A 23299-nucleotide genomic window follows, 5' to 3' on the forward strand; every position below is an offset into this window, starting at 1 on the left:
AACGATGCAGTCTACCCCGCTGAACCTACTGATGGTCGAAGACAGCTCGATGGATGCCGAGCTGACCCTGATGCGCTTGGAGCGCAGCGGGCTGCACGTTCAGTCGCATCTGGTGTTCGACCACACAGGTGTCGAAAATGCCCTGCGCGACGGGCGCTACGACCTGATCCTGTGCGATTGCGTACTGCCCGGCTCGTCCGGCACCGACGTGCTGTCCATCGCCCAGCGCCTGGCGCCGGACGTGCCGTTCATTTTCCTGTCCGGTATCTACGGTGAAGAGCATGCGGTGGAGATGATCCGCCTGGGTGCTACCGATTACGTACTGAAAAAGAACCTGCCGTTGCTGCCCAAGGCAGTACGCCGCGCCCTCACCGAAGTGCAGGAACGCCAGCGCCGTCGTCGGGCTGAAGAAGCATTGGCCGAGGTCGAAGCGCGGGCCCGCATCGCCATCAACGCTGCCGGCATGGGTACATGGGATCTTCGCCCCCAGGAGGGCCTGCTCGTCTGGGATGAGCGCGCCAAGAAGCTGTTCGGTCTGGCTACCGACACGCAGATGAGCCTTGAAGTCTTCTACGCCGGCATCTATCACGAAGATGTGCCGATGGTAAAGGATGCCGTAGACCAAGCCATGCAGCCTGAGAGCGGCGGCCACTACCGCATGGAATTCAGGATCGTTCAGCCGAACGGCCAGGAGCCACGCTGGCTGCTTAGCAGCGGCCAGAGCCAGTTCGCTGACGGCAAATGCGTGCGCTTTTCCGGTGTTCTTCAGGACATCCATGCACAACGCGTGGCGACCCAGGCGCTACGGCAGCTCAACGAGATGCTTGGCGAACGGGTTGAACGCCGCACCCGCGAGCGCGACCGGGCGTGGGAGCTGTCCCAGGACCTGCTGGCCGTACTCAACAAAGACCTCACACCAGTGGCGCTCAACCCTGCCTGGGAAGCCAGCCTGGGGCTGTCTCGCGAACGCCTGAGCCAGTCATCGCTGCTGCACCTGCTGCCCGAACCCGACCAGGAACTGCTGCTCACCGAGCTGGCTGCCCTCGCCCATGGCCGCACCAGTGCCCGTTTCGTCGGGCGCATTCTGCATGCCGGCGGGCAACAACGCTGGCTGTCGTGGGTGGTGGTGCCGGAAGATACCCTGCTGTACGTGGTGGCGCGGGATATCACCAGCGAGCGTGAAGCTGCAGTGGGCCTGGCCGATGCCAACGCCCGCCTGCGCGAACAGATCAACGAACGCGAACGAATCGAGGCCGCACTGCAGCAAATGCAGCGCCTTGAAGCCGTTGGCCAGTTGACCGCGGGGGTTGCCCACGACTTCAACAATTTGCTCACGGTGATCCTCACTGGCGCGAGCTTCCTGGAGCGGGACCTGAACAAAGGTGACCTCGACAAGGCCCGCTCCCGCCTGACCCACGTGCGCGAAGCGGGTGAGCGCGGGGCCAAACTGACTTCGCAGTTGCTGGCATTCTCCCGCCGTCAGCGCCTGGAGCCAGTACCCCTCAACCTCAACCGCACCCTCGATGGCCTGGAAGAACTGCTGCGTCGCACGCTGGGGGGCAACGTTTCGGTGCGCCTGGACCTGGACCGGGCGCTGTGGCAGGCCCTGACCGACCCCACCCAGACCGAGATGATCATCCTCAACCTGGCCATCAACGCCCGCGATGCCATGCCCGATGGCGGCCAGTTGACCTTGGTGACCCGCAACACGCGCATCGACACCCCACCTCAGCGCCCGGAAGATCCGGACCCTGGTGAGTACGTAATGCTGAGCATCCGCGACACAGGCTGCGGCATGAGCGAAGAGGTGGTGGCCAAGGTGTTCGAGCCATTCTTCACCACCAAGGACATCGGCAAGGGCTCAGGCCTGGGCCTGGCCCAGGTGTTCGGTTTCGCCAAGCAGTCTGGCGGCGGTGTGCGCATCGAAACCGCCCCGGGGCGCGGCACTCAGGTGGCCGTTTATCTGCCGGCAGTCAAGGACCACATTATCAGCGAGCCTGCCACCCCGGTGGTTAGCCAGTCCATCAGCGACAGCGGCAGCAACCGCACCGTGTTGTTGGTAGACGACGACCACCTGGTACGCGACATGCTCGGCGACGTGTTGCGCCAGTACGGTTATGAGGTGCGCCAGGCGCACAGTGGCGAACAGGCACTGGCGCTTCTAGCTGACGACATCGACCTGCTGCTCACCGACTTCGCCATGCCGGAGTTCAACGGTGCGCAGCTTGCCGTTGCCGCGCGCGAACGCTTCCCCCAGCTACCTGTGGTATTTCTAACCGGCTATGCAGAGCTGCAAGGCCTGGACCTGCCAGGCAGCGTTGTGATCCAGAAGCCCGTTCAGGCGGACGACCTGGCCAGGGCGCTGGACGAGATGCTGGGCGTACCGGGGTAAACCTGTGCAGTCGGGGCCACTCAGCCCCGACTCGCCCACACACCGAATTCCAAACGACAAAAACGACGAAACCAGCGCTTACGTGATAAGCACTGGAAAAATGTTTTATCTAAGAAAATGGCAGGGGCGGCTGGATTCGAACCAACGCATGGCAGGATCAAAACCTGCTGCCTTACCGCTTGGCGACGCCCCTGTATCAGATGCAGCAATCGCTGCCCGGATAATCCCAATAAGGTGACAACGTGTTGTTGTCTTGGAATGCGCGGCACTTTAACAACAATGTTGCCGTCTGTGAAGCCCCTACCCGAAAAAAAATGCCAAAAAACAGCGGCTTAGTCATCAGCAGCATAAAATATTTACCACTCGTCGCTTTCCTGCCGCCGCACCTCAACACAATCGCATTCGCTCCTTCAAATCAGATAACCCAACGCAGTGACCAAGGAGGACCCTATGCCTGTTTCTCACGACCTGTATCAGGACCTGCACTACCCCCGTGAAATCGTCCAGCAGCGTCGCCTGCAGGACCAGACGCTGGACCGCTTGCTGGACGAGTACGTCGACATCGATAACCAGGTGCTTGCAGCCGAGTCCATTTCGGCCGGCAACTTCGTCGATGAGGACCTGCGTCACCTCAAGGAACGCCGGCTTGCGGTGAAGTACATGATCGAGCGCCAGCTGGAACGTAAAGCCTGAGATCGGGGTGTTGCCGGTGGTGACCTATCGCGGTAAGTGATGGTTGACGGTCACTTTCTCTATTGGTCAAATCCGCGGCACTCGGGCAAGCTTCCGGGCGCCCGTTTATTGCCCAAGGAGCTCAGTTCGTGCCTGCCTGGATCCCTGCCCCCCTACGCCAGCTTGGCCAACGCCTGCGCCCTGCCGGCGCTAACCGTCATGCTCTGCTCACGTGGTTCGAGGAAAAAGCCCAGAGCCGTGGCTACGCGTTGAGCGACGGTCAGCGGCGAGTGATTGCGTGCATGGCGCAGCAGTTGAGCCTGTTTGAGCAGGGGCAGCCGCCTAGCCTTTACCTGCATGGCGCGGTCGGGCGCGGTAAAAGCTGGCTGCTGGACGGCTTCTTCCAGGCTGTGCCTGTGCAGGCAAAGCTACGCCTGCACTTTCATGACTTTTTCGCCCGACTGCACCAGGGCATGCACCGCCACCGCGCCCTGGACGACGCCATGGCCGCTACCCTCGACGAATTGATCGGCAAGTGCGAGGTGCTGTGCTTCGACGAGTTCCATGTGCATGACATTGGTGATGCCATGCTGCTTACGCGCCTGTTCGATGCCTTGTTCGCTCGCGGCATCTACCTGCTGGTCACCTCCAATTATGCGCCGGAAGGGCTGCTGCCCAACCCGCTTTACCATGAGCGCTTCCGGCCTGTCATCCGCCTGATCAACACCCGCATGCAGGTCATGGAGGTGGGCGGGGATATCGACTTTCGCAGCCTGCCGGCCAACCGCGAACACCAGTGTTTCACCCGCGGCCACTATGTATGGCCAGGCGATGCCGGGCAGCGCCTGGCCCTGAAACTGCCCGAGACTGCACCCGGGGTGCTGCACATCAACAACCGTTCACTACGGGCCAGGGCCGTGGATGGCACACGGGTGATGTTCACATTCGACGACCTGTGCGAGCAGCCTACCGCCGTGATCGACTACCTGGCCCTGGCCCGCCAGTTCAGTGAGTGGGTCATCGACGGGCTGGACGACCTGGCGGACTGTTCGCTGGCGGCGCAGCAGCGCTTTGTCAATCTGGTGGATGTTTTGTACGACCACGATCGCCAGGTGACCGTCATTGGCAAGCGCCCGCTGGTAGATAGCCTGGAGGGCGCCATCGCCGACCTGATGCGTACCCGAAGCCGGTTGGGGCAATTGCATCAGGTCGGCCCTGGCCCGACCTGACCAGCACTGTTTCACACCGCTTTAGGCAGGTCGGCCAGCACCGTTTCGATTTCCTGAAGCACGGCGGGATCATCCAGGGTAGAGGGTGGTACGTAGGCCTGCCCGTCGGCGATCTTGCGCAGCAACGCCCGCAGAATCTTGCCCGAACGCGTCTTGGGTAACCGCCGCACCAGGCGCACCCGGTTGAAACAGGCCAGCGCACCGATTTCTTCGCGCACCCTGGCAACGAGGTCTGCCAGCAACTGCGCCTCGGTAGTGCCCTCACCATCTTTCAACACGACCAAGGCGAGCGGCACCTGCCCCTTGATGTCGTCATGCACGCCGATCACCGCGCATTCGGCAACCGCCGGGTGGCGTGCCACCAGGTCTTCCATTTCCCCGGTGGAGAGCCGGTGCCCGGACACGTTGATGACGTCGTCCGTGCGCCCCATGATGTAGACAAAGCCGTCGTCGTCCAGGAACCCACCGTCGCCGGTGTGATAGTAACCAGGGTAAGTGTGCAGGTAGGCCTGCAGGTAACGGTCGTGGTCCCCCCACAGCGTCTGGCTGCACCCTGGGGGCAAGGGCAGTGCGATCACGATGGCGCCCTGCTGGTGGGTGCCCAGCAGATGGCCCTCGTCATCCAGCACGCGTACGTGGTAACCCGGCACTGCGCGGTTGCTGGAGCCCGGCCTGGCCGCACTGCCTTCAAGGCCTACGCACGGCGCGGTGACGGGCCAGCCGGTTTCGGTTTGCCACCAGTGGTCGTGCACCGGTTTGCCGGTGACGCGCTCCAGCCATTGGTGGGTGCTGGAATCGAGCTTTTCCCCGGCCAGGAATAACTGGCGCAGCGAGCTCAGGTCGTACTGGCCAAGCAGCTCGCCCTCCGGGTCTTCCTTGCGGATAGCGCGCATGGCGGTGGGTGCGCAGAACAGGCCGTTGACCTTGTACTGCTGCACGACGCGCCAGTAGGCGGCAGCGTCCGGGGTGCGGATTGGCTTGCCCTCGTAAAACACCGTGGTACAACCGCACATCAACGGCCCGTAGACAATCAGCGAGTGGCCCACCACCCAGCCGACGTCCGATATGCCCCACCACACATCACCGGGCTGCATGCCGTAGATGTTGTGCATGGCATAGCGCAGGGCCACAGCGTTGCCGCCGTTTTCCCGCACGATGCCTTTGGGTTTGCCGGTGGTGCCCGAGGTATACATGATGTACAGCGGATCGCCAGCGTCGAGCACCACCGGGGCGACGGGCACTGCGCCCACAAGCGCCTCGGCCCAGTCCAGGTCTCGCCCTGGTTGCAGCGGTGCCTGCACCTGTGGCCGCTGCAACACCAGCACATGGCGCGGCTGGTGCTGGGCCAGTTGCAATGCGCGGTCGACCAGAGGCTTGTATTCGATCACCCGGTCGAACTCGAGCCCGCCAGAGGCTGTGAGCAGCAGGGTTGGGCGCGCGTCGTCGATACGCAGCGCCAGCTCGTTGGCTGCGAAGCCGCCAAACACCACCGAATGCACCGCGCCAATGCGGGCGCAGGCGAGCATGGCCATAGCGGCCTGGGGCACCATCGGCATGTAGATGATCACCCCGTCGCCCTTCTTCACCCCCAGCTGGCTCAGCAATCCAGCCAGGCGGGCTACCTCATCGCGCAGCTCAAGGTAGGTATAGGCTTGCTGCGCCCCGGTGACAGGAGAGTCGTAGACCAACGCCAGTTGTTGCCCCCTGCCCTGTTCGATCTGGTGATCCAGGGCGAGGTAACAGCTGTTCAGACGGCCATCGGCGAACCAGCGATGCGTCCCGTCGGCATTGTCCTGCAGGGTAATGGCAGGGGCGCGATACCAGGCGATCGACCGGGCCTGTTCAGCCCAGAAGGCAGCCGGGTCGGCGATGGAGTGTGCGTAGCTTTGCTGGTAGCTCATGTGCAATGAACCCGATCGTTGTTGTTATTGAAGGGCGAATGCTGAGTATGGCCGGGCTGACCCGGCGCGCCAGGCGGCTAAAGGCCTAACAGACCTGCAAATTTGCAGGGATCAGGTGCAAGCACCTAACACGGCCTGCCTTTACCCCGCTCAGTGCCTTTCCACTAGAATGGACCCTCCCTTGCCGAGGCTGCCCCATGGACATCGATCAGGCCCGTACCTTTCTGGAAATCGTCCGCAGCGGCAGCCTGGTGGCCGCTGCCGAACGCCTGTTCGTCTCGCAAACGGCCGTCACTGCGCGGGTACAGCGCCTGGAGCAACAACTGGGCTGCCAGCTGTTCGTCCGTGGCCGCAGCGGCGCCAGCCTGACCCCTGATGGCGAGGCGTTCGTCAGCTACGCCAACCAGCTGGTGCAGACCTGGGAGGCCGCGCGCCGCGAGCTGCCGCTGCCTCGGGGCTGCCAGCAGATGCTGCACGTGGGTGGGGAAGTAAGCCTTGGCAACCCGATGATGCTGGGCTGGGTCAGTGCCCTGCACCGCGAGCTGCACGGCTACGCCATACGCAGTGAGGTCAGCGACGGCGACGCGCTGCTGCGCAAGGTGGAAATGGGCCTGCTGGATGCCGCGCTGGTGTACCAGCCCAGCTACGGCCCGGGGTTGCAGGTGGAGCAGTTGATGGAAGAAAAACTCATCCGCATCCGCCGGGTGGATCGGCCTGAGCCCTACGTGTACATCGACTGGGGGGATGCCTTTCGAAGGCAGCACGACGCGGCGCTGCCGGAGTGCGCGCAGGCAGCACTGAGCTTCAACCTTGGCCCGCTGGCGTTGCAGTTCATCCTCGACCAGGGCGGCAGTGGCTATTTCCGCACGCGGGTGGTGCAGGCTTACCTGGACAGTGGCGTGTTCGAGCGGGTGCCGCAAGCACCCGAGTTCACCTACCCGACCTACCTGGTGTATTCACGCGAGCGCGACAGCGCAGCACTGCAACAGGCGTGCGCCACGTTAAGACGCCTGGTGGCCGCAGACCAAAGCGACTGGTCACAGCGTTGGGACCCGGCTATCTGACGCCTTTGGCTGGCTGAGCACCTGGCGCTGCAGGCCCGCGATGACATCGGTCTGGGTGATGACGCCAACCAGGCGCCCGGCCTCCAGTACCGGCAGGCAATGCAAGCCTCGTTCACACAACAAGGGCAGCAGGGTATCCAGCGGGGCCTTGCTGTCGACACTCACGACCTGGCGGCTCATCACCTGCTCCAGGCGCAGCACTTCACCGCCCAACAGCCGACGCCAGCCTTGCCGCTGCGGTCGCATGGCCGGGCCGAGCAGGTCGCTGACGGTGACAATGCCCACCAGTTCACCGTTGGCCAGCACCGGCAGCGCCTTTACGTGATGGCCGGCCAGGCGCTTGGAGGCTTGCGCCAGCGGCATGTCAGGGGTGGCGAACTGCACGTCACGGGACATTACCGAGGCTGCGGTCAAACCGCCCAGGCTGCGCCGCAGCGCCTGCTGCTCGGTCGCCAGGATGATCTGCTCCAGTTCAGCACGGCTGACGTCGACGAACTCACCGAGGGCCTCCAGGGCCTGGTCCAGGTCTTCACCCCGTACGCCCACACGTTCGCGGGGGGGCGGGTCCTGGGTGTGGTGCAGGTCCTTGCGCGAGGCCGGACCTTTTGGGTAAGCCGCGCCCGTGCAACGGTTGTAGAGGATGGCCACGGCTACCAGCACCCCTGCGTTCAACAGCACCGGCTCCAGCAGGTGCTCGCCCATGGCGGTGAGCCCTGGGTCGGCAAGCACCACGCTTACCGCAACACCGCCACCGGGCGGGTGCAGGCAGCGCATCAGGCACATCACCAGTATCGAAACGCCCAGGGCGCTGGCCGCCACCCACAGCTCAGGCCCGAAGTATTGCCGCATGACCAGCCCGATGATGCCAGCCAATGCGTAGCTGCCCACCACGGGCCAAGGCTGGGCCAACGGGCCGGAATGCACGGCGAACACCAGCACCGCCGAGGCGGCCAGAGGGCCTAGCAGATGCAAGGCAATGGCGGGGCCGAATACCAAGCTGGTCACCCAGCCGGCGAGGAATAAACCCAGGAGTGCGCCAACACCTGCACGCAGCCATTCTTTCGGCGGCGTATTCAGGGGCGCTGGCAGCCATCGGTGCAGGCGATTCGGGGATCGTGAGGCGGGCATCAGGTATTGGATCTATCTTGTGCAGGGAATGGGCAACCACACAGCGCCCCGTCATCGAGCAACGGGTTCGCTCAAGGGCGGGATTCTGCACGGGCCAACGCCACCGAACCAATTCAAAAAAATGCGCTTGAGGTGCAATTTTCTTGCACCGCGAAGCCAGACGTTGAGGATGGCAGCCCCGTTTCAAGCCCCCTTGCGCGGCAGGTTGAGTGTGACTCGCAAGCCACCCAGGGGGCTCTGCGCGAGCGACAGGGTTCCACCCCAGGCGTCACAGATATCGCGCACGATACCCAACCCCAGGCCGTGGCCGTCGACCTGTTCGTCCAGACGCGAACCGCGCTCAAGCACCTGCTGCCGGCGGCTTTCCGGGATACCAGGGCCATCGTCGTCCACCCACAGTTGGTACCCGACCGCCGTGCAAGTGATCCCCAGGCGCACTTCACTGTCCGCCCACTTGCAGGCGTTATCCAGCAGGTTGCCCAGCAGCTCAAGGCTGTCTTCCCGGTCCCAGGGCAGCAACAGCCCGGCGGGCACGTCACTTTCCAACCGCAGGCCCTCACCGTGAATCATGCCGAGTGTGCCAAGCAGCCCCGGCAGCTCGGAGTCACAATCGAACTGGGCGCCGGGCAAGGCATCGCCGGCCAGGCGCGCACGGTTGAGTTCGCGCGCCAGGCGCTGCTGGATCTGCTCCAACTGCTCACGCATCTGCCCGCTGAACCCAGGCACCCCGTGCAGCCGGTCGCTGGACGCCAGGCTCAGCAACACCGCCAACGGTGTTTTCAACGCATGGCCCAGGTTGCCTAGGGCATTGCGCGAGCGGCGCAGGCTGTCTTCGGTATGATTGAGCAGGTGGTTGATCTGCCCCACCAGCGGTGCCAGTTCGCTGGGCACCTCGTCGTCCAGCTGCGAGCGCTGCCCTTGCTGCAACTGCGCAATCTGCTGCCGGGCACGCTCCAGCGGCCGCAGCGACCGGGTAACGGTGATGCGCTGCAGCACCAGTACCAAGGCCAGCGCCACCAGCCCCATGCCCAGGCCGATCTGCTGCAGGCGGCGGAACCCCTCGCGCACCGGCGAGTAATCTTGCGCGACACTGATCGAGATATCCTGGCCCAGGCGCCGGTAGTCGGCGCGCAGGGTCAGCAATTCCTGGCCCTCGGGGCCCAGCTCGTGCCGGTCGGACAGGCCAGGCGCGGAAGGTTTGGGCATGTTCATGTCCCACAACGAGCGCGACCGCCAGGTGCCCTGGTCGAAATCAATGCGAAAGTAGTGGCCAGAAAACGGCCGTTGGTAGGCGGCCGAGATACGCCGCTCGTCCAGTTGCAGCCCGGAGGGCCCTCGCACCAGCGCCACCAGCAGGGTTTCACTTTCGTTGCGCAGGCCGTTTTCCAGGTAGCGCTGCAGGCCAGCTTCGAACAACCACAGGGTAAGCTGTGCCAGCACCACCCCCACCACCACCAGCACAGCCACCAGGCCCAGGCTCAGGCGTGCCTGGATCGACTTCATGCAGCGCTACCGGCGTAAAGGTAACCCTGACCGCGGCGGGTTTCGATCACGCTGCGCCCCAGCTTGCGGCGCAGGTGGTTGACATGGACTTCGAGTACATTGGAGTCGCGCTCGGTTTCACCGTCGTACAGGTGCTCGGCCAGGTGGGTCTTGGAGAGGATCTGCTGCGGGTGCAGCATGAAGTAGCGCAGCAGGCGGAATTCGGCAGCCGTCAACTGGATGTCCACACCCTCGCGGCTCACGCACTGGCGGCGCTCGTCGAGGTGCAGGCCCGCCGCCTCCAGCGTTGGCTGGTTGGCCAGGCCACGGGCGCGGCGCAGCAGCGCCTGGATACGCAATTGCAGTTCTTCGGGGTGGAAGGGTTTGCTGAGGTAGTCGTCGGCACCAGCCTTCAACCCCTCGATACGTTCGGCCCACGAGCCTCGCGCCGTGAGGATGAGCACAGGCGTAGCCAGGCCGGCTGCCCGCCACTGGGCCAGCACGTCGAGCCCCGGCAGCCCCGGCAGGCCGAGGTCGAGGATAATCAGGTCGTAGGGCTCGCACTGGCCCTGGTAGGCCGCATCGCGGCCATCGGCCAGCCAATCGACCGCGTAGCCCTGGCGTTGCAGGGTGGCTGTCAGTTCATCGGCCAGCGGCACGTTGTCCTCGACAAGCAACAGGCGCATTCAGTCATCTTCCTCGTCTTTGAGCAGGGCGCCGGTACTGGCGTCGAGCTTGATTTCGCGCACCACACCCTCCGCCGTCAACAGCTCGACTTCGTATTCATAGCGGTCGTGTTCTTCTTCGAGTTCGGCCTCGAGCAGACGCGCCCCGGGGTGACGCCCCAGGGCGGTTTGCAGCAGGTGCTCGAGGGGCAGGATGACACCCTTCTGGCGCAACGCCAGGGCCTCGTCCTGGTCCAGGTCACGGGCAGCGGCCAAAGAGCACACTGCCAGTAACGCCAGGGCCAGGTAGCCTACCGCCCGTGGTGGCTGACTCATCAGCTGTCCCGCTCGTCCTTCACGACTTCACCGGTCTTGGCATCGAGGGCCACGTCCCACTCGACGTTCTGGGCATCGCGCAGCTCCACCTTGTAAATGTAGCGGCCGTATTCGTTCTCAAGCTCCGAGTCGGTAACGGTGGAACCCGGGTGTTTGGCGATGGCGGCGGCCTTGAGTTCGTCCAGCGACTTGATGGTCTTGGCGTTCACCAGCTTGACCACTTCGTCGGGCTGTACGTCCTTGGCGAAGACGGCGTTGGCACCCAGGGCAAGGGCGGCGGCGGTGAACAGGGCAGTCAAGGTTTTCATCGTAGGTTTCTCCTGGAAGCTGTACAAGTTGTCTACGCAATCAACATTACCCAGCCGTCCTTAATTGAACCTGAAAAAGCTGGCGACATGATAGCGCAGGCGCTGCACGCTTCACGATCAACCCCTTCAGCCCCTGCCTCGCCCTATAACGCGACACTCTCTGCCCAGGACCCCAGCCATGAGCGCCATCCACATCAAATACCCCGCCCTCACCTTCAAAGCCGGGCGGCGCGCACTGGGCCAGGTGCGTGAACGCGGGCTGCAGGCGGCGGATGTGGGCATATTGCCCGGGGCTGCCGGCGGGCCTAAACCGCTGGGCATCCAGGGCCTGGACCTGGCGCTGTTCGGCGAGTGGCTGCCAGCGGCCCCGCGCCCTCGCGCCCTCATCGGGGCATCGATCGGTGCCTGGCGCTTCGCCAGCGCCTGCCTGCAAGACCCGGTCGCCGGCCTGCGCCGCCTGGGCGAGCTGTATACCGAGCAGGACTTCGCCAAGGGCGTAACCCCCACCGACATCAGCCGCAGTTGCCAGCGCATGCTCGACGACCTGCTGCAAGCCCGCGACGGTGAGGTGCTTGCCAACCCGGACTACCGCCTGAACATTCTGGTGGTCAAAAGCCATGGCCAGCTTGCCCACGACCATCGGGGCCGCCTGGGTATCGGCCTGGGTTCGGTGGTCGCCAGCAACCTGCTGGGCCGCGCCCGGCTGGGGCGCCACTTCGAACGCGTCATCCTGCACGACCGGCGCTCGCCCCCACCCCTGAACGAACTGACAGACTTCCCTTCCCGCTACTTGCCGCTGGACCTGGCGAACCTGCGCCACGCCCTGCTGGCTTCGGGCTCCATCCCCATGGTGATGGAAGGTGTGAAGGACATCCCCGGTGCTGGCGCAGGCACCTACCGCGATGGCGGCCTGCTCGACTACCACCTCGACCTGCCTTACCAAGGTGACGATCTGGTGTTGTACCCGCACTTTACCGACAAAGTGGTCCCCGGCTGGTTCGACAAGGCCTTGCCCTGGCGCAAGGGTGACCCCACGCGCCTGCAGAACGTGGTACTGCTCACACCGTCCCCGCAGTACCTGGCAGCCCTGCCCTACGGCAAGCTGCCTGACCGCAACGACTTCAAGCGCTTCATGGGCGACGCCCCCTCACGCAAGCGCTATTGGTACAAGGCCATTGCAGAGAGTGAGCGGTTGGGCGATGAACTGCTCGAACTGGTTGCCACAGGGCGAGTGCATGAGCGACTGCAGGCCCTGTAACAGCCTTGCCAACCAGGCAACACACTCACTGCCCGCGCCAGGACTCCAACCGGGTAAACGCGTACATCCCCGCCAGCACCGCGATGAAGAACACCACAATTTGCCAGTGCCCCGTCAACAGCACCGCCACCGCCGGGCCGGGGCAGATACCGGCAATACCCCAACCGGCGCCGAACAACAAGCTGCCCACGATCAAACGCGTATCCAGCCCCCGCTTGGTCGGCAGTTGCACTGCAGCCCCCAGCAGCGACTGCCGGCGTGTACGCGCCCAGTTCAGCGGCGCGGCCGCCACCGCGATGGCACCCACCATCACCAGCGCGAGCGAGGGGTCCCACGCACCGGTCACATCGAGAAACGCCAGTACCTTGGCGGGGTTGGCCATCCCCGCCAGCAGCAGGCCCAGGCCGAACACCAGGCCGGCAACGAATGCGCTTAGCTTGATCATTTTCACACGCCCCACACATGACGAATGAGGTACACCGTCGCCATGCCCGCCACCATGAAACACAGCGTCGCCACGATTGAGCGCGGGGACAGCCGGGATAACCCGCAGACGCCATGGCCGCTGGTACACCCCGAGCCGTAGCGGGTCCCGATCCCCACCAGCAGACCCGCCATTACCAGGGCCGGCCAGTGGGCCTGTACGTCGATTGCTGGCAGTACGGCGAATGCACCCCAGAGCAGCGGCGCAACCAGCAGCCCCAACAGGAACAGCGCCTTTTCGCTCCAGCCTTCGCTGCGAGGGTTCATGACGCTGGCCAATACCCCGCTGATACCTGCGATACGGCCATTACCGAGCATGAACACCGCTACAGCCAGGCCGATCAACGCGCCCCCGCCCAGCGATGACCAGGGCGTGAAGTGGGTCCAATCAATGCTCATGCGTATCTCCCGTCGACAAGGCCAACTGCAACGCCCGTGCTACCCGCCTTCGCAGAATCAGGCAGGTTGGCGCTGCAAAACAGGGTAATATACGCCTCACCACCAGCTTTACAGGTCCACCCGTGGAAATTTTCAAAGAGTTCACATTCGAATCGGCTCACCGCCTGCCCCATGTTCCCGAAGGCCACAAATGCGGCCGCCTGCACGGGCATTCATTCAAGGTTGGGCTGCACCTGACGGGCCCGCTCGACCCGCACACCGGCTGGATCCGCGACTTCGCCGAGGTCAAGGCGATCTTCAAGCCTATTTATGACCGGCTGGACCACAACTACCTCAACGACATCCCTGGCCTGGAAAACCCCACCAGTGAGGTGATCGCCAAGTGGATCTGGGAGCAGGTCAAGCCCCTGCTCCCGGAGCTGTCCAAGGTGCGCATTCACGAAACCTGCACCAGTGGCTGCGAATATACCGGCGACTGACGTCAGGCCTGCGGGCGGGGATGCGGGGGCACCGGCACTTCCGTTATCTCCAGGGTCACCAGGCCCCTGACGCCTTTCCAGTCGTTGAGGTAGGCTCGGGTGAAATCCTCGATCCGCCTCACGGTCTTGCCGGAAGGGTTGCACAGGGTGAGGTTGAAGCGGCGCAGCCCAGGGGCCAGGCGCTCAGGGTCCAGCCCGTCCAGTTGCCACAACGGCGCGGTGGGCTGATCCCAGGGGTAAGGGTCTGCGGGCACGCCGTACAGCCCCAGGTAGCCATCGATGTTGCTGTCAAGAACGCGTTCAAGCTGCGGCCATAAACCCAGGGTTCTGCCGGAATACGCCGGGCGGATGTCGTAGACGTACTGCTCGCCGATACGATACACCCCAAACCAGAACCGCTCACACAGCACGCCGTCAGCTTCGGGGTATGCCGGCAGGCGCCCGCACCTGACCCACCCGTCATCACGGTCGCCGCTGTCCACGGTGGTCCACACCGGAACGAAGGTTTTCGACGTATCAGGGTCGACCTGCGCCGCCGCAGCCACCCGCGCCGGGTGCCACCAGCAGCGCGCGTTGAAACACAGGTAAGGTTGGAACTGGTAGTAGCTCATGTCGGTTCATCCCAGGCATCAAAGCCCGGAAGCGTGCCGCAGCACTGCCCGCTTCGGCAGATGGAAATAGCCTACTTCAAGGCGTCGGCAAGAAATGCCGGGGCGATGTAGCGCTGGTAATGCGCTTCGGACAGCAGGAAGAACTCACGGTCGATGGCGTCACGCAGCTGTGGCAACTCCCAGTCCCTGAACTCGGGCAGCAGGGCCATGCCGTAGGCCTCAACATCCCGGATCATGCGCGCCCCCCGGGCGATCAGCTGGTAAGCCCAGCAGTACTCCGACTGCTGCTCGACAAAACGGATGGCGCGCTGCTCCAGTTGCTGGCGCAGCAATGCTTTGTCGAACACCTCCAGTTTGGCCATCATCACCTGAACCAGCAGTTGCTCCAGCCGCAGCCACACGGCGCGCTTTTGCTCGTCGTCATAACCGTTCCAGTTGATGACCTCGTGATGGAAGCGCTTGCAGCCACGGCAGACGGTGTCTCCATACACCGTGGAACACAGGCCGACGCAAGGGGTCTTGATGGACTTGTTGGACATGAAAAACAACGGCTTGAAGGAGGAATACCGGGCCATGTTAGCCCTTTGTCTAACCGGGGTCACCCGTTAAAGTCATGTTCGCCGCCTTACCTTCGGGCATTTTTTACCGTAGAATCATTCGGCCTTTTCGAAGGCAACAATGTCCGTTGGAAGCTGTTTTCAAAGCGTCACGAGCACAGTTGATCCGGCAGAACGGCGTTGGCCCGGGCCCTGCACCCTCAGCAGCCCCTGGCCAGCCCTCATCAGTTTCCCGTTCTGCAGGCGTAAAACTTTGAAAGCAGCTTCTGTAAGGATTCCTTGCGACCCTGGCTGGGCGGCCCAAGAAGCCGTCATTGCGCACGGGTGCACGGAATGCTGGATGAGCGTCCCGGACCCCCTTTAGGGACCACTGATGAGGGAAATAACTGTGCTTGAAGCCTACCGCAAACACATCGAAGAGCGCGCCGCTCTGGGTATCGTGCCCCAGCCGCTGAACGCCGAACAAACTGCAGGCCTGGTTGAGCTGCTGAAAAACCCGCCGGCCGGCGAAGAAGCCTTCCTCGTAGACCTGATCACCAACCGCGTACCGCCAGGGGTAGACGAAGCTGCCTACGTCAAGGCCGCTTTCCTCTCCGCCGTGGCCAAGGGCGAAGCCAAGTCCCCGCTGATCGACCGCAAGCTCGCCACCGAGCTGCTGGGCACCATGCAGGGCGGCTACAACATCGAAACGCTGGTCGCGCTGCTGGATGACGCCGAACTGGGCGCCGTCGCGGCCGAAAAGCTCAAGCACACCTTGCTGATGTTCGATGCCTTCCACGACGTGGCCGAAAAAGCCAAGGCGGGCAACGTTCACGCCAAGGCCGTGCTTGAATCCTGGGCTGCTGGCGAGTGGTTCACCTCGCGCCCTGCCATCGCCGACAAGTACACCCTGACCGTGTTCAAGGTGCCTGGCGAAACCAACACCGACGACCTGTCCCCAGCACCTGATGCCTGGTCGCGCCCTGACATCCCGCTGCACGCCCTGGCCATGCTGAAAATGGCCCGTGACGGCATCGAGCCAGAGCAACCCGGTTCGGTCGGCCCGCTGAAGCAGATCGAAGCGGTACGTGCCAAAGGCTTCCCGGTCGCCTACGTGGGTGACGTGGTCGGTACCGGCTCGTCGCGTAAATCCGCCACCAACTCGGTGCTGTGGTTCTTCGGCGACGACATCCCGTACGTGCCGAACAAGCGCGCCGGTGGCTTCTGCTTCGGCACCAAGATCGCCCCGATCTTCTACAACACCATGGAAGACGCCGGCGCCCTGCCGATCGAATTCGACTGCACCAACCTGGGCATGGGCGACGTCATCGACGTGTACCCGTACAAAGGTGAAGTGCGCCGCCACGACAGCGATGAACTGGTCACCAGTTTCGCACTGAAAACCGAAGTGCTGCTGGATGAAGTCCGCGCTGGGGGCCGTATCCCGCTGATCGTCGGCCGTGGCCTGACCGAGAAAGCCCGCGCCGAATTGGGCCTGGGGGCTTCGGACCTGTTCAAGAAGCCTGAGCAGCCTGCCGATTCCGGCAAAGGCTTCACCCTGGCGCAGAAAATGGTCGGCCGTGCCTGTGGCCTGCCAGAAGGCCAGGGCGTGCGCCCAGGCGCCTACTGCGAGCCGAAGATGACCACCGTCGGTTCCCAGGACACCACGGGCCCGATGACCCGCGACGAGCTGAAAGACCTGGCGTGCCTGGGCTTCTCCGCTGACCTGGTGATGCAGTCGTTCTGCCACACCGCGGCGTATCCGAAGCCGATCGACGTCACCACCCACCACACCCTGCCCGACTTCATCCGCACGCGTGGCGGCGTGTCGCTGCGCCCAGGTGACGGCATCATCCACAGCTGGCTGAACCGCATGCTGATGCCGGACACCGTCGGCACCGGTGGTGACTCGCACACCCGCTTCCCGATCGGCATTTCGTTCCCGGCCGGTTCTGGCCTGGTGGCGTTTGCTGCCGCCACCGGCGTGATGCCGCTGGACATGCCAGAGTCGATCCTGGTGCGCTTCAAGGGCAAACTGCAACCGGGCATCACCCTGCGTGACCTGGTGCATGCCATCCCTTACTACGCCATCCAGAAGGGCCTGCTGACCGTCGAGAAGAAAGGCAAGAAAAACGCCTTCTCCGGCCGCATCCTGGAAATCGAAGGCCTGGACGAACTGACCGTCGAACAGGCGTTCGAGCTGTCCGACGCCTCGGCCGAGCGCTCCGCTGCGGGCTGCACCATCAAGCTGCCGGAAAAGGCCATCGCCGAATACCTGCAGTCCAACATCACCCTGCTGCGCTGGATGATCGGCGAAGGCTACGGCGATGCCCGTACCCTGGAGCGTCGTGCCCAGGCCATGGAAGCGTGGCTGGCCAAGCCTGACCTGCTGTCGGCCGACGCCGATGCCGAGTACGCCGAAATCATCGAAATCGACCTGGCCGACGTGAAAGAGCCTGTGCTCTGCGCACCAAACGACCCGGACGATGCCCGCCTGCTGTCGCAGGTTCAGGGCGAGAAGATCGACGAAGTGTTCATCGGTTCGTGCATGACCAACATCGGCCACTTCCGCGCCGCCGGCAAGCTGCTGGAGAAGGTCAAGGGTGGCATCCCTACCCGTCTGTGGCTGGCCCCGCCAACCAAGATGGACGCCCACCAGCTGACCGAAGAAGGCTACTACGGCATCTACGGCAAAGCTGGCGCGCGCATGGAAATGCCAGGCTGCTCGCTGTGCATGGGTAACCAGGCACGCGTGCAGACCGGTTCGACCGTGGTGTCCACCTCGACCCGTAACTTCCCGAACCGCCTGGGCGACGCGACCAACGTGTACCTGGCATCGGCCGAGCTGGCTGCTGTGGCTTCGATCATCGGCAAGCTGCCGACCGTCGAAGAATACATGCAGTACGCGAAGGACATCGACAGCATGTCTGCCGACGTCTACCGCTACCTGAGCTTCGACCAGATCGCCGAGTTCCGTGAAGCGGCCGCCAACGCCAAGATCCCGGTGGTCCAGGCATAAGGCCAATAGCCAGCGGCCTGCCATAGGCCGCTTGCTGTATAAGAGAGCCCCGGCAGAAATGCCGGGGCTTTTTTGTGTGCGACAGGTCGGTTCTGCGAAGTTAGAAGCTGTCTGCCGGCACCCGCACACTGCCCTCCATCAGAATACGCGCACTGCGGCTCATGATGGCCTTGGTCACCGTCCACTGCCCATCCACCTGGCGTGCTTCAGCGCCCACCCGCAGGGTACCGGAGGGGTGTCCGAAGCGTACAGCGGTGCGCTCGCCGCCGCCTGCAGCCAGGTTGACCAACGTGCCGGGGATGGCGGCCGCCGTACCGATGGCCACGGCGGCGGTGCCCATCATGGCGTGGTGCAGCTTGCCCATCGACAAGGCCCGCACCAGCACGTCGATGTCCGCGGCACCGACCACCTTGCCGCTGGACGCCGTGTAAGAGGCTGACGGGGCCACGAACGCCACCTTGGGGGTGTGTTGGCGCCCGGCCGCCTGGTCAACGTGCTCGATCAGCCCCATGCGCACAGCGCCCCAGGCACGGATGGTTTCGAAACGTTGCAAGGCGTGGGGGTCGCCATTGATCGCGTCCTGCAACTCGGTGCCGGTGTAACCGATTTCGCCAGCCTCAAGGAAAATGGTCGGGATGCCCGCGTTGATCAAGGTAGCCTTGAACGTGCCAACACCCGGTACATCGAGGTCGTCCACCAGGTTACCGGTGGGAAACATGGCGCCGCCTGCGCCCTCCTCGTCGGCCGCCGGGTCCAGGAACTCCAGTTGCACTTCGGCGGCAGGGAAGGTAACCCCGTCCAGTTCGAAGTCGCCGGTTTCCTGCACCTCACCCTCGCTGATCGGCACGTGGGCGATGATGGTCTTGCCGATGTTGGCCTGCCAGATGCGCACTGTGGCAACGCCGCTGCGCGGGATACGGCTCGGGTCGACCAGGCCGCTTGCGATGGCGAACGAGCCGACCGCAGCCGACAGGTTGCCGCAGTTGCCGCTCCAGTCGACGAAGGGTCTATCGATACTGACCTGGCCGAACAGGTAGTCCACGTCGTGCGCGGGCCGGGTGCTCGGCGAGACAATAACGGCCTTGCTGGTGCTCGACGTCGCGCCGCCCATGCCGTCGATCTGCTTGGCGTAGGGGTCTGGGCTGCCGATCACCCGCAGCAGAAACGCGTCACGGGCAGGGCCCGGGGCCTGCGCCCGTTCGGGCAGGTCTTGCAGGCGGAAGAACACGCCTTTGCTGGTGCCGCCACGCATATAGGTAGCCGGTATCTTGATCTGGGGAGCGTGTGCCATGGTCTGAGGCATCCTGGTGATTCGGGTCCAAGGGCCGCCAGGCGGCCCCGTTTCATTCAGGCGGTGGCTTCGAGGAAGTCCTGGGCAAAACGCTGAAGCACCCCGCCTGCCTCGTAGATCGACACTTCCTCCGCAGTGTCCAGGCGGCAGGTGACAGGCACCTCCAGGCGCTCGCCGTTGGCGCGAGTGATCACCAGCGTCAGCGTGGCCCGCGGTGTACGTGCCCCCACGACGTCGTAGGTTTCGCTGCCATCCAGGCCCAGGGTGTTGCGGTCGGTGCCTGGTTTGAATTCCAGCGGCAGTACCCCCATGCCCACCAGGTTGGTGCGGTGGATGCGCTCGAAGCCTTCGGCGGCGATCGCCTCGACGCCGGCCAGGCGCACGCCCTTGGCGGCCCAGTCACGGGAAGAGCCCTGCCCGTAATCGGCACCGGCGACGATGATCAGCGGCTGCTTGCGCTGCATGTAGGCCTCGATGGCCTCCCACATGCGGGTCACTTTGCCTTCCGGCTCCAGCCGCGCCAGCGAGCCCTGCCTTACGCTGCCATCGTCGTTGCGCACCATCTCGTTGAACAGTTTGGGGTTGGCGAACGTGGCACGCTGGGCTGTCAGGTGGTCACCACGGTGGGTGGCGTAGGAGTTGAAGTCCTCTTCCGGCAGGCCCATTTTGGCCAGGTACTCGCCTGCTGCGCTGTCCAGCATGATGGCGTTGGAGGGCGACAGGTGATCGGTGGTGATGTTGTCCGGCAGCACAGCCAGCGGGCGCATGCCCCGCAGGGTCCGCTCACCCGCCAGGGCGCCTTCCCAGTAGGGGGGGCGGCGGATGTAGGTGCTCATCGGGCGCCATTCATACAGCGGCGCCACCTTCGGCCCGCGATCCTCCTCGATGGCGAACATCGGAATGTAGACCTTGCGGAACTGCTCTGGCTTGACCGCAGCGCGGACCACGGCATCGATTTCTTCATCGCTTGGCCAGATGTCCTTGAGGCGGATCTCTTGCCCGTCGACCACGCCGAGTACATCCTTTTCGATGTCGAAGCGGATGGTACCGGCAATGGCGTAGGCCACCACCAGCGGCGGCGACGCCAGAAACGCCTGTTTGGCATAGGGGTGGATGCGCCCGTCGAAGTTGCGGTTACCCGACAGCACGGCAGTGGCGTACAGATCGCGGTCGATGATCTCTTGCTGGATCACCGGGTCCAGCGCGCCAGACATGCCGTTGCAGGTGGTGCAGGCAAACGCCACGATGCCAAAGCCGAGCTGCTCCAGCTCCTTCTCCAACCCAGCCTCCTCCAGGTACAACTGCACAGCCTTGGAGCCCGGTGCGAGCGAGGACTTGACCCACGGCTTGCGAGACAGGCCCAGCCTGTTGGCATTGCGCGCCAGCAGGCCGGCAGCGATCACGTTGCGCGGGTTGCTGGTGTTGGTGCAGCTGGTAATGGCCGCGATAATCACAGCGCCATCAGGCATCTGCCCCGGCACCTGCTCCCACGCGCCCGCGATACCCTTGGCCGCGAGATCGCGGGTAGCGACCCTGGCATGGGGGTTGGAAGGGCCGGCCATGTTGCGCTCCACGCTGGACAAGTCGAAGGTCAACGTACGCTCATACTCGGCCCCTGCCAGCCTGTCTGCCCATAGGCCGGTGACCTTGGCGTAGGTTTCCACCAGGCGAACCTGCTGGTCGTCCCGCCCGGTCAGGCGCAGGTAGTCGATGGTCTGCTGGTCAATGGCAAACATCGCCGCCGTGGCGCCGTATTCGGGGGCCATGTTGGAGATGGTGGCGCGGTCGCCCAATGTCAGGGCGCTGGCGCCCTCCCCGTGAAATTCGAGGTAGGCACCTACTACTTTCTGCTTGCGCAGAAACTCGGTCAGGGCCAGCACCAGGTCAGTGGCGGTAATGCCCGGGGCCAGCTTGCCGGTGAGCTGCACACCCACGATCTCCGGCAGGCGCATCCACGAGGCGCGGCCCAGCATCACGTTTTCCGCCTCGAGGCCACCCACACCGATGGCGATCACACCCAAGGCGTCGACATGGGGGGTGTGGCTGTCGGTACCGACGCAGGTATCCGGGTAGGCGACGCCATGGTCACTGTGTACCACCGGCGACATCTTCTCCAGGTTGATCTGGTGCATGATGCCGTTGCCGGGCTGGATAACGTCTACGTTCTTGAACGCTTTCTTGGTCCAGTTGATGAAATGGAAGCGGTCCTCGTTGCGCCGGTCCTCGATGGCGCGGTTCTTGTCGAAGGCCTGGGGGTCGTAGCCGCCGCACTCCACGGCCAGGGAGTGGTCGACGATCAGTTGCACCGGCACCACCGGGTTGACCTGCGCCGGGTCGCCGCCTTTGTCGGCAATGGCGTCGCGCAGGCCGGCCAGGTCGACCAGCGCCGTCTGGCCGAGGATGTCGTGGCACACCACGCGTGCGGGGAACCACGGGAAATCCAGGTCGCGCTGACGCTCGATCAGCTGCCCCAGCGAGGCGTCCAGGTGGGCAGGGTCACAGCGGCGCACCAGGTTTTCGGCCAGCACGCGGGAGGTATAGGGCAGGCCGTCGTAGGCGCCGGGCTTGATCGCCTCGACGGCTGCGCGGGCATCGAAATAATCCAGGTCGGTACCTGGCAGGGCTTTGCGGTAGGCAGTGTTCATATCGTTATCAGGCTCGCTCACGGATAGCGTTCAAACTGATTGTGCAAGCAACCCACGCTCCTTGTGGGAGCAGGTTCACCCGCGAAGCAGGCAACCCGGTGATGGCACCGGCTTCGCCGGTGTTCGCGGCTGAAGCCGCTCCCACAGGCCCCTGCTGAATCAACAGGTTATGTGCGGCTCTACAGGCCAGGCTCCATCACCGCTGCTCAATCGCCATAAATGGCCGCTGCTCCACGCCCACGTACTCGGCGCTTGGGCGGATGATGCGGTTGTTGGCGCGCTGCTCGAATACATGCGCGGCCCAACCTGTGAGGCGTGAGCAGACGAAGATGGGCGTGAACAGCTTGGTCGGAATGCCCATGAAGTGGTACGCCGACGCATGGTAAAAGTCGGCGTTGGGGAACAGGCGCTTCTGCTCCCACATGGTCTTGTCGATGGCCTCGGAAACCGGGTACAGCACCGTATCCCCCACTTCATCGGCCAGCTGCTTCGCCCAGCCCTTGATCACCTCGTTGCGCGGGTCGGACTCCTTGTAGATGGCATGGCCAAAGCCCATGATCTTGTCCTTGCGCTCAAGCATGCGCAGCAACTCGGTCGTGGCCTCCTGCGGGCTCTGGAAGCGCTCGATGAGCTCCATGGCCGCCTCGTTGGCACCACCGTGCAGCGGGCCGCGCAATGCGCCGATGGCGGCCGTGATGCACGAATACAGGTCGGACAGCGTCGAGGCGCATACCCGGGCGGTGAAGGTGGAGGCGTTGAACTCGTGTTCCGCGTAAAGGATGAGTGAAACGTTCATCACCTTCACATGCAGCGCACTGGGTTTCTTGCCGTGCAGCAGGTGCAGGAAATGGCCACCCAGGGTGTCTTCGTCACTGTGGCAGTCGATGCGCACGCCATGGTGGCTGTAGCGGTACCAGTAGCACATCACCGCAGGGAACAGCGCCAGCAGGCGGTCGGTCTTCTCGACCTGGGCGTCGAAGGTGAGCTCGGGCTCCAGCGTGCCGAGCATCGAACAGCCCGTACGCATCACATCCATGGGGTGAGTGTCACGCGGGATGCGCTCGAGCACCTCCTTCAAGACCTGGGGCAGCTCACGCAGCCCTTTCAGCTTGTGCTTGTAGTCGGCAAGTTCGGCCTGGCTGGGCAGCTCGCCGTACAGCAGCAGGTAGGCAACTTCCTCGAACTCGGCACCGGCAGCCAGTTCGCGCACGTCGTACCCACGGTAGGTCAGCCCGGCACCGGCCTGGCCCACGGTCGACAGCGCGGTCTGGCCGGCCACCTGCCCGCGCAGGCCAGCGCCACTGAGTACTTTTGCTTCGGCCATGGTGTTTCTCCTTTCTTGAATTTGTTATGGGAATGCTGTTTGGCTAATGGGTTTGGCTGAGGCCTTTATCGCGAGCT

Annotated in this window: 20 protein-coding genes and 1 tRNA gene; 7 read left to right on the top strand and 14 right to left on the bottom strand. The window is 63.9% G+C overall.

Going from position 1 to position 23299, the window contains the following annotated elements; all coding sequences use genetic code 11:
• The first annotated feature begins 4 nt into the window (after positions 1 to 4).
• Positions 5 to 2392: a response regulator gene (locus IAE36_RS04310; protein ID WP_201210492.1), complete on the top strand. Its 2388-nt coding sequence runs from the start codon at positions 5 to 7 to the stop codon at positions 2390 to 2392.
• 118 nt (positions 2393 to 2510) lie between these two features.
• Here IAE36_RS04310 and IAE36_RS04315 read toward each other — a convergent pair.
• Positions 2511 to 2585 (bottom strand) — tRNA-Gln (locus tag IAE36_RS04315).
• A 257-nt stretch (positions 2586 to 2842) separates the two neighbouring features.
• Between IAE36_RS04315 and IAE36_RS04320 the strand changes: the two genes are divergently transcribed.
• Positions 2843 to 3085 (top strand): hypothetical protein, encoded by a 243-nt coding sequence (locus IAE36_RS04320; RefSeq protein ID WP_028634496.1) that lies wholly within the window; start codon positions 2843 to 2845, stop codon positions 3083 to 3085.
• A gap of 128 nt (positions 3086 to 3213) precedes the next feature.
• Complete coding sequence (gene zapE, locus IAE36_RS04325) at positions 3214 to 4293, top strand: cell division protein ZapE (protein WP_201210500.1); 1080 nt, start codon at positions 3214 to 3216, stop codon at positions 4291 to 4293.
• A gap of 11 nt (positions 4294 to 4304) precedes the next feature.
• Here zapE and IAE36_RS04330 read toward each other — a convergent pair whose 3' ends face one another.
• The gene (locus tag IAE36_RS04330) at positions 4305 to 6194 is read right to left on the bottom strand and encodes an AMP-binding protein (protein WP_201210502.1); all 1890 of its coding nucleotides are present in this window, start codon (positions 6192 to 6194) and stop codon (positions 4305 to 4307) included.
• Positions 6195 to 6391: 197 nt separating this feature from the next.
• Here IAE36_RS04330 and IAE36_RS04335 point away from each other — a divergent pair, with 197 nt between their 5' ends.
• Positions 6392 to 7258 carry a LysR family transcriptional regulator gene (locus tag IAE36_RS04335; protein ID WP_028634499.1) on the top strand — a complete coding sequence of 289 codons (867 nt, stop codon included), beginning with the start codon at positions 6392 to 6394 and terminating at the stop codon, positions 7256 to 7258.
• Here the strand turns inward: IAE36_RS04335 and IAE36_RS04340 are convergent.
• The 5 genes from IAE36_RS04340 to IAE36_RS04360 all read right to left on the bottom strand — a co-directional run bounded on the left by IAE36_RS04340 (position 7232) and on the right by IAE36_RS04360 (position 11177).
• Positions 7232 to 8386, bottom strand: coding sequence for an HPP family protein (locus IAE36_RS04340; RefSeq protein ID WP_201210504.1), 1155 nt, complete (start codon positions 8384 to 8386; stop codon positions 7232 to 7234). The genes IAE36_RS04335 and IAE36_RS04340 overlap by 27 nt on opposite strands.
• A 183-nt stretch (positions 8387 to 8569) precedes the next feature.
• Positions 8570 to 9889 (bottom strand): ATP-binding protein, encoded by a 1320-nt coding sequence (locus IAE36_RS04345; RefSeq protein ID WP_201210507.1) that lies wholly within the window; start codon positions 9887 to 9889, stop codon positions 8570 to 8572.
• Positions 9886 to 10554, bottom strand: a complete 669-nt coding sequence (locus IAE36_RS04350; protein ID WP_028634502.1) for a response regulator transcription factor — start codon at positions 10552 to 10554, stop codon at positions 9886 to 9888. The genes IAE36_RS04345 and IAE36_RS04350 overlap by 4 nt, the downstream gene beginning before the upstream one ends.
• The gene (locus IAE36_RS04355) at positions 10555 to 10869 is read right to left on the bottom strand and encodes a PepSY domain-containing protein (RefSeq protein ID WP_028634503.1); all 315 of its coding nucleotides are present in this window, start codon (positions 10867 to 10869) and stop codon (positions 10555 to 10557) included.
• Complete coding sequence (locus IAE36_RS04360) at positions 10869 to 11177, bottom strand: PepSY domain-containing protein (protein ID WP_201210515.1); 309 nt, start codon at positions 11175 to 11177, stop codon at positions 10869 to 10871. Before IAE36_RS04360 ends, IAE36_RS04355 begins: the two co-directional genes overlap by 1 nt.
• 178 nt (positions 11178 to 11355) lie before the next feature.
• Between IAE36_RS04360 and IAE36_RS04365 the strand changes: the two genes are divergently transcribed.
• Positions 11356 to 12435, top strand: coding sequence for a patatin-like phospholipase family protein (locus IAE36_RS04365; protein ID WP_201210517.1), 1080 nt, complete (start codon positions 11356 to 11358; stop codon positions 12433 to 12435).
• Between the two features lie 25 nt (positions 12436 to 12460).
• Here the strand turns inward: IAE36_RS04365 and IAE36_RS04370 are convergent, their stop codons facing one another.
• Both IAE36_RS04370 and IAE36_RS04375 read right to left on the bottom strand, forming a co-directional pair.
• Positions 12461 to 12880, bottom strand: coding sequence for a DUF6691 family protein (locus IAE36_RS04370; protein ID WP_201210519.1), 420 nt, complete (start codon positions 12878 to 12880; stop codon positions 12461 to 12463).
• Positions 12881 to 12882: 2 nt separating this feature from the next.
• Complete coding sequence (locus IAE36_RS04375) at positions 12883 to 13317, bottom strand: YeeE/YedE family protein (protein ID WP_201210521.1); 435 nt, start codon at positions 13315 to 13317, stop codon at positions 12883 to 12885.
• A gap of 122 nt (positions 13318 to 13439) precedes the next feature.
• Here IAE36_RS04375 and queD point away from each other — a divergent pair, with 122 nt between their 5' ends.
• Positions 13440 to 13796: a 6-carboxytetrahydropterin synthase QueD gene (gene queD / locus IAE36_RS04380; protein ID WP_201210524.1), complete on the top strand. Its 357-nt coding sequence runs from the start codon at positions 13440 to 13442 to the stop codon at positions 13794 to 13796.
• Positions 13797 to 13798: 2 nt separating this feature from the next.
• On the opposite strand, the gene IAE36_RS04385 is transcribed toward queD, so the two are convergent.
• Together IAE36_RS04385 and IAE36_RS04390 are read right to left on the bottom strand one after the other, a co-directional pair.
• Complete coding sequence (locus IAE36_RS04385; protein WP_201210526.1) at positions 13799 to 14407, bottom strand: hypothetical protein; 609 nt, start codon at positions 14405 to 14407, stop codon at positions 13799 to 13801.
• 71 nt (positions 14408 to 14478) lie between these two features.
• Entirely contained in the window at positions 14479 to 14946 is a 468-nt protein-coding gene (locus IAE36_RS04390; protein WP_154660089.1) for a DUF1289 domain-containing protein, read from the bottom strand.
• A 406-nt stretch (positions 14947 to 15352) separates the two neighbouring features.
• On the opposite strand from IAE36_RS04390, the gene acnB reads away from it, so the two are divergent.
• Complete coding sequence (gene acnB, locus IAE36_RS04395) at positions 15353 to 17962, top strand: bifunctional aconitate hydratase 2/2-methylisocitrate dehydratase (protein ID WP_201210598.1); 2610 nt, start codon at positions 15353 to 15355, stop codon at positions 17960 to 17962.
• 100 nt (positions 17963 to 18062) lie between these two features.
• Here acnB and prpF read toward each other — a convergent pair whose 3' ends face one another.
• The 3 genes from prpF to prpC form a co-directional block, all read right to left on the bottom strand.
• Positions 18063 to 19253 (bottom strand): 2-methylaconitate cis-trans isomerase PrpF, encoded by a 1191-nt coding sequence (gene prpF / locus IAE36_RS04400; RefSeq protein ID WP_201210528.1) that lies wholly within the window; start codon positions 19251 to 19253, stop codon positions 18063 to 18065.
• A 56-nt stretch (positions 19254 to 19309) separates the two neighbouring features.
• Complete coding sequence (gene acnD / locus IAE36_RS04405) at positions 19310 to 21898, bottom strand: Fe/S-dependent 2-methylisocitrate dehydratase AcnD (RefSeq protein WP_201210530.1); 2589 nt, start codon at positions 21896 to 21898, stop codon at positions 19310 to 19312.
• Between the two features lie 196 nt (positions 21899 to 22094).
• Complete coding sequence (gene prpC, locus IAE36_RS04410; protein WP_201210532.1) at positions 22095 to 23222, bottom strand: bifunctional 2-methylcitrate synthase/citrate synthase; 1128 nt, start codon at positions 23220 to 23222, stop codon at positions 22095 to 22097.
• Between the last annotated feature and the right edge of the window lie 77 nt (positions 23223 to 23299).

This window comes from Pseudomonas sp. S36 (assembly GCF_016647875.1).
Taxonomy (GTDB): Bacteria; Pseudomonadota; Gammaproteobacteria; order Pseudomonadales; family Pseudomonadaceae; genus Aquipseudomonas; species Aquipseudomonas parafulva.

What these genes read in the sequence shown, in the direction of transcription:
- IAE36_RS04350 (WP_028634502.1), bottom strand. Translation starts at nt 10,554, where the DNA reads ATGCGCCTGTTGCTTGTCGAGGACAACGTGCCGCTGGCCGATGAACTG.
- prpF (WP_201210528.1), bottom strand. Translation starts at nt 19,253, where the DNA reads ATGGCACACGCTCCCCAGATCAAGATACCGGCTACCTATATGCGTGGC.
- IAE36_RS04375 (WP_201210521.1), bottom strand. Translation starts at nt 13,317, where the DNA reads ATGAGCATTGATTGGACCCACTTCACGCCCTGGTCATCGCTGGGCGGG.
- IAE36_RS04360 (WP_201210515.1), bottom strand. Translation starts at nt 11,177, where the DNA reads ATGAAAACCTTGACTGCCCTGTTCACCGCCGCCGCCCTTGCCCTGGGT.
- IAE36_RS04330 (WP_201210502.1), bottom strand. Translation starts at nt 6,194, where the DNA reads ATGAGCTACCAGCAAAGCTACGCACACTCCATCGCCGACCCGGCTGCC.
- IAE36_RS04310 (WP_201210492.1), top strand. Translation starts at nt 5, where the DNA reads ATGCAGTCTACCCCGCTGAACCTACTGATGGTCGAAGACAGCTCGATG.
- IAE36_RS04345 (WP_201210507.1), bottom strand. Translation starts at nt 9,889, where the DNA reads ATGAAGTCGATCCAGGCACGCCTGAGCCTGGGCCTGGTGGCTGTGCTG.
- IAE36_RS04390 (WP_154660089.1), bottom strand. Translation starts at nt 14,946, where the DNA reads ATGTCCAACAAGTCCATCAAGACCCCTTGCGTCGGCCTGTGTTCCACG.
- IAE36_RS04355 (WP_028634503.1), bottom strand. Translation starts at nt 10,869, where the DNA reads ATGAGTCAGCCACCACGGGCGGTAGGCTACCTGGCCCTGGCGTTACTG.
- prpC (WP_201210532.1), bottom strand. Translation starts at nt 23,222, where the DNA reads ATGGCCGAAGCAAAAGTACTCAGTGGCGCTGGCCTGCGCGGGCAGGTG.
- IAE36_RS04340 (WP_201210504.1), bottom strand. Translation starts at nt 8,386, where the DNA reads ATGCCCGCCTCACGATCCCCGAATCGCCTGCACCGATGGCTGCCAGCG.
- IAE36_RS04365 (WP_201210517.1), top strand. Translation starts at nt 11,356, where the DNA reads ATGAGCGCCATCCACATCAAATACCCCGCCCTCACCTTCAAAGCCGGG.
- IAE36_RS04370 (WP_201210519.1), bottom strand. Translation starts at nt 12,880, where the DNA reads ATGATCAAGCTAAGCGCATTCGTTGCCGGCCTGGTGTTCGGCCTGGGC.
- IAE36_RS04335 (WP_028634499.1), top strand. Translation starts at nt 6,392, where the DNA reads ATGGACATCGATCAGGCCCGTACCTTTCTGGAAATCGTCCGCAGCGGC.
- IAE36_RS04320 (WP_028634496.1), top strand. Translation starts at nt 2,843, where the DNA reads ATGCCTGTTTCTCACGACCTGTATCAGGACCTGCACTACCCCCGTGAA.
- IAE36_RS04385 (WP_201210526.1), bottom strand. Translation starts at nt 14,407, where the DNA reads ATGAGCTACTACCAGTTCCAACCTTACCTGTGTTTCAACGCGCGCTGC.
- acnD (WP_201210530.1), bottom strand. Translation starts at nt 21,898, where the DNA reads ATGAACACTGCCTACCGCAAAGCCCTGCCAGGTACCGACCTGGATTAT.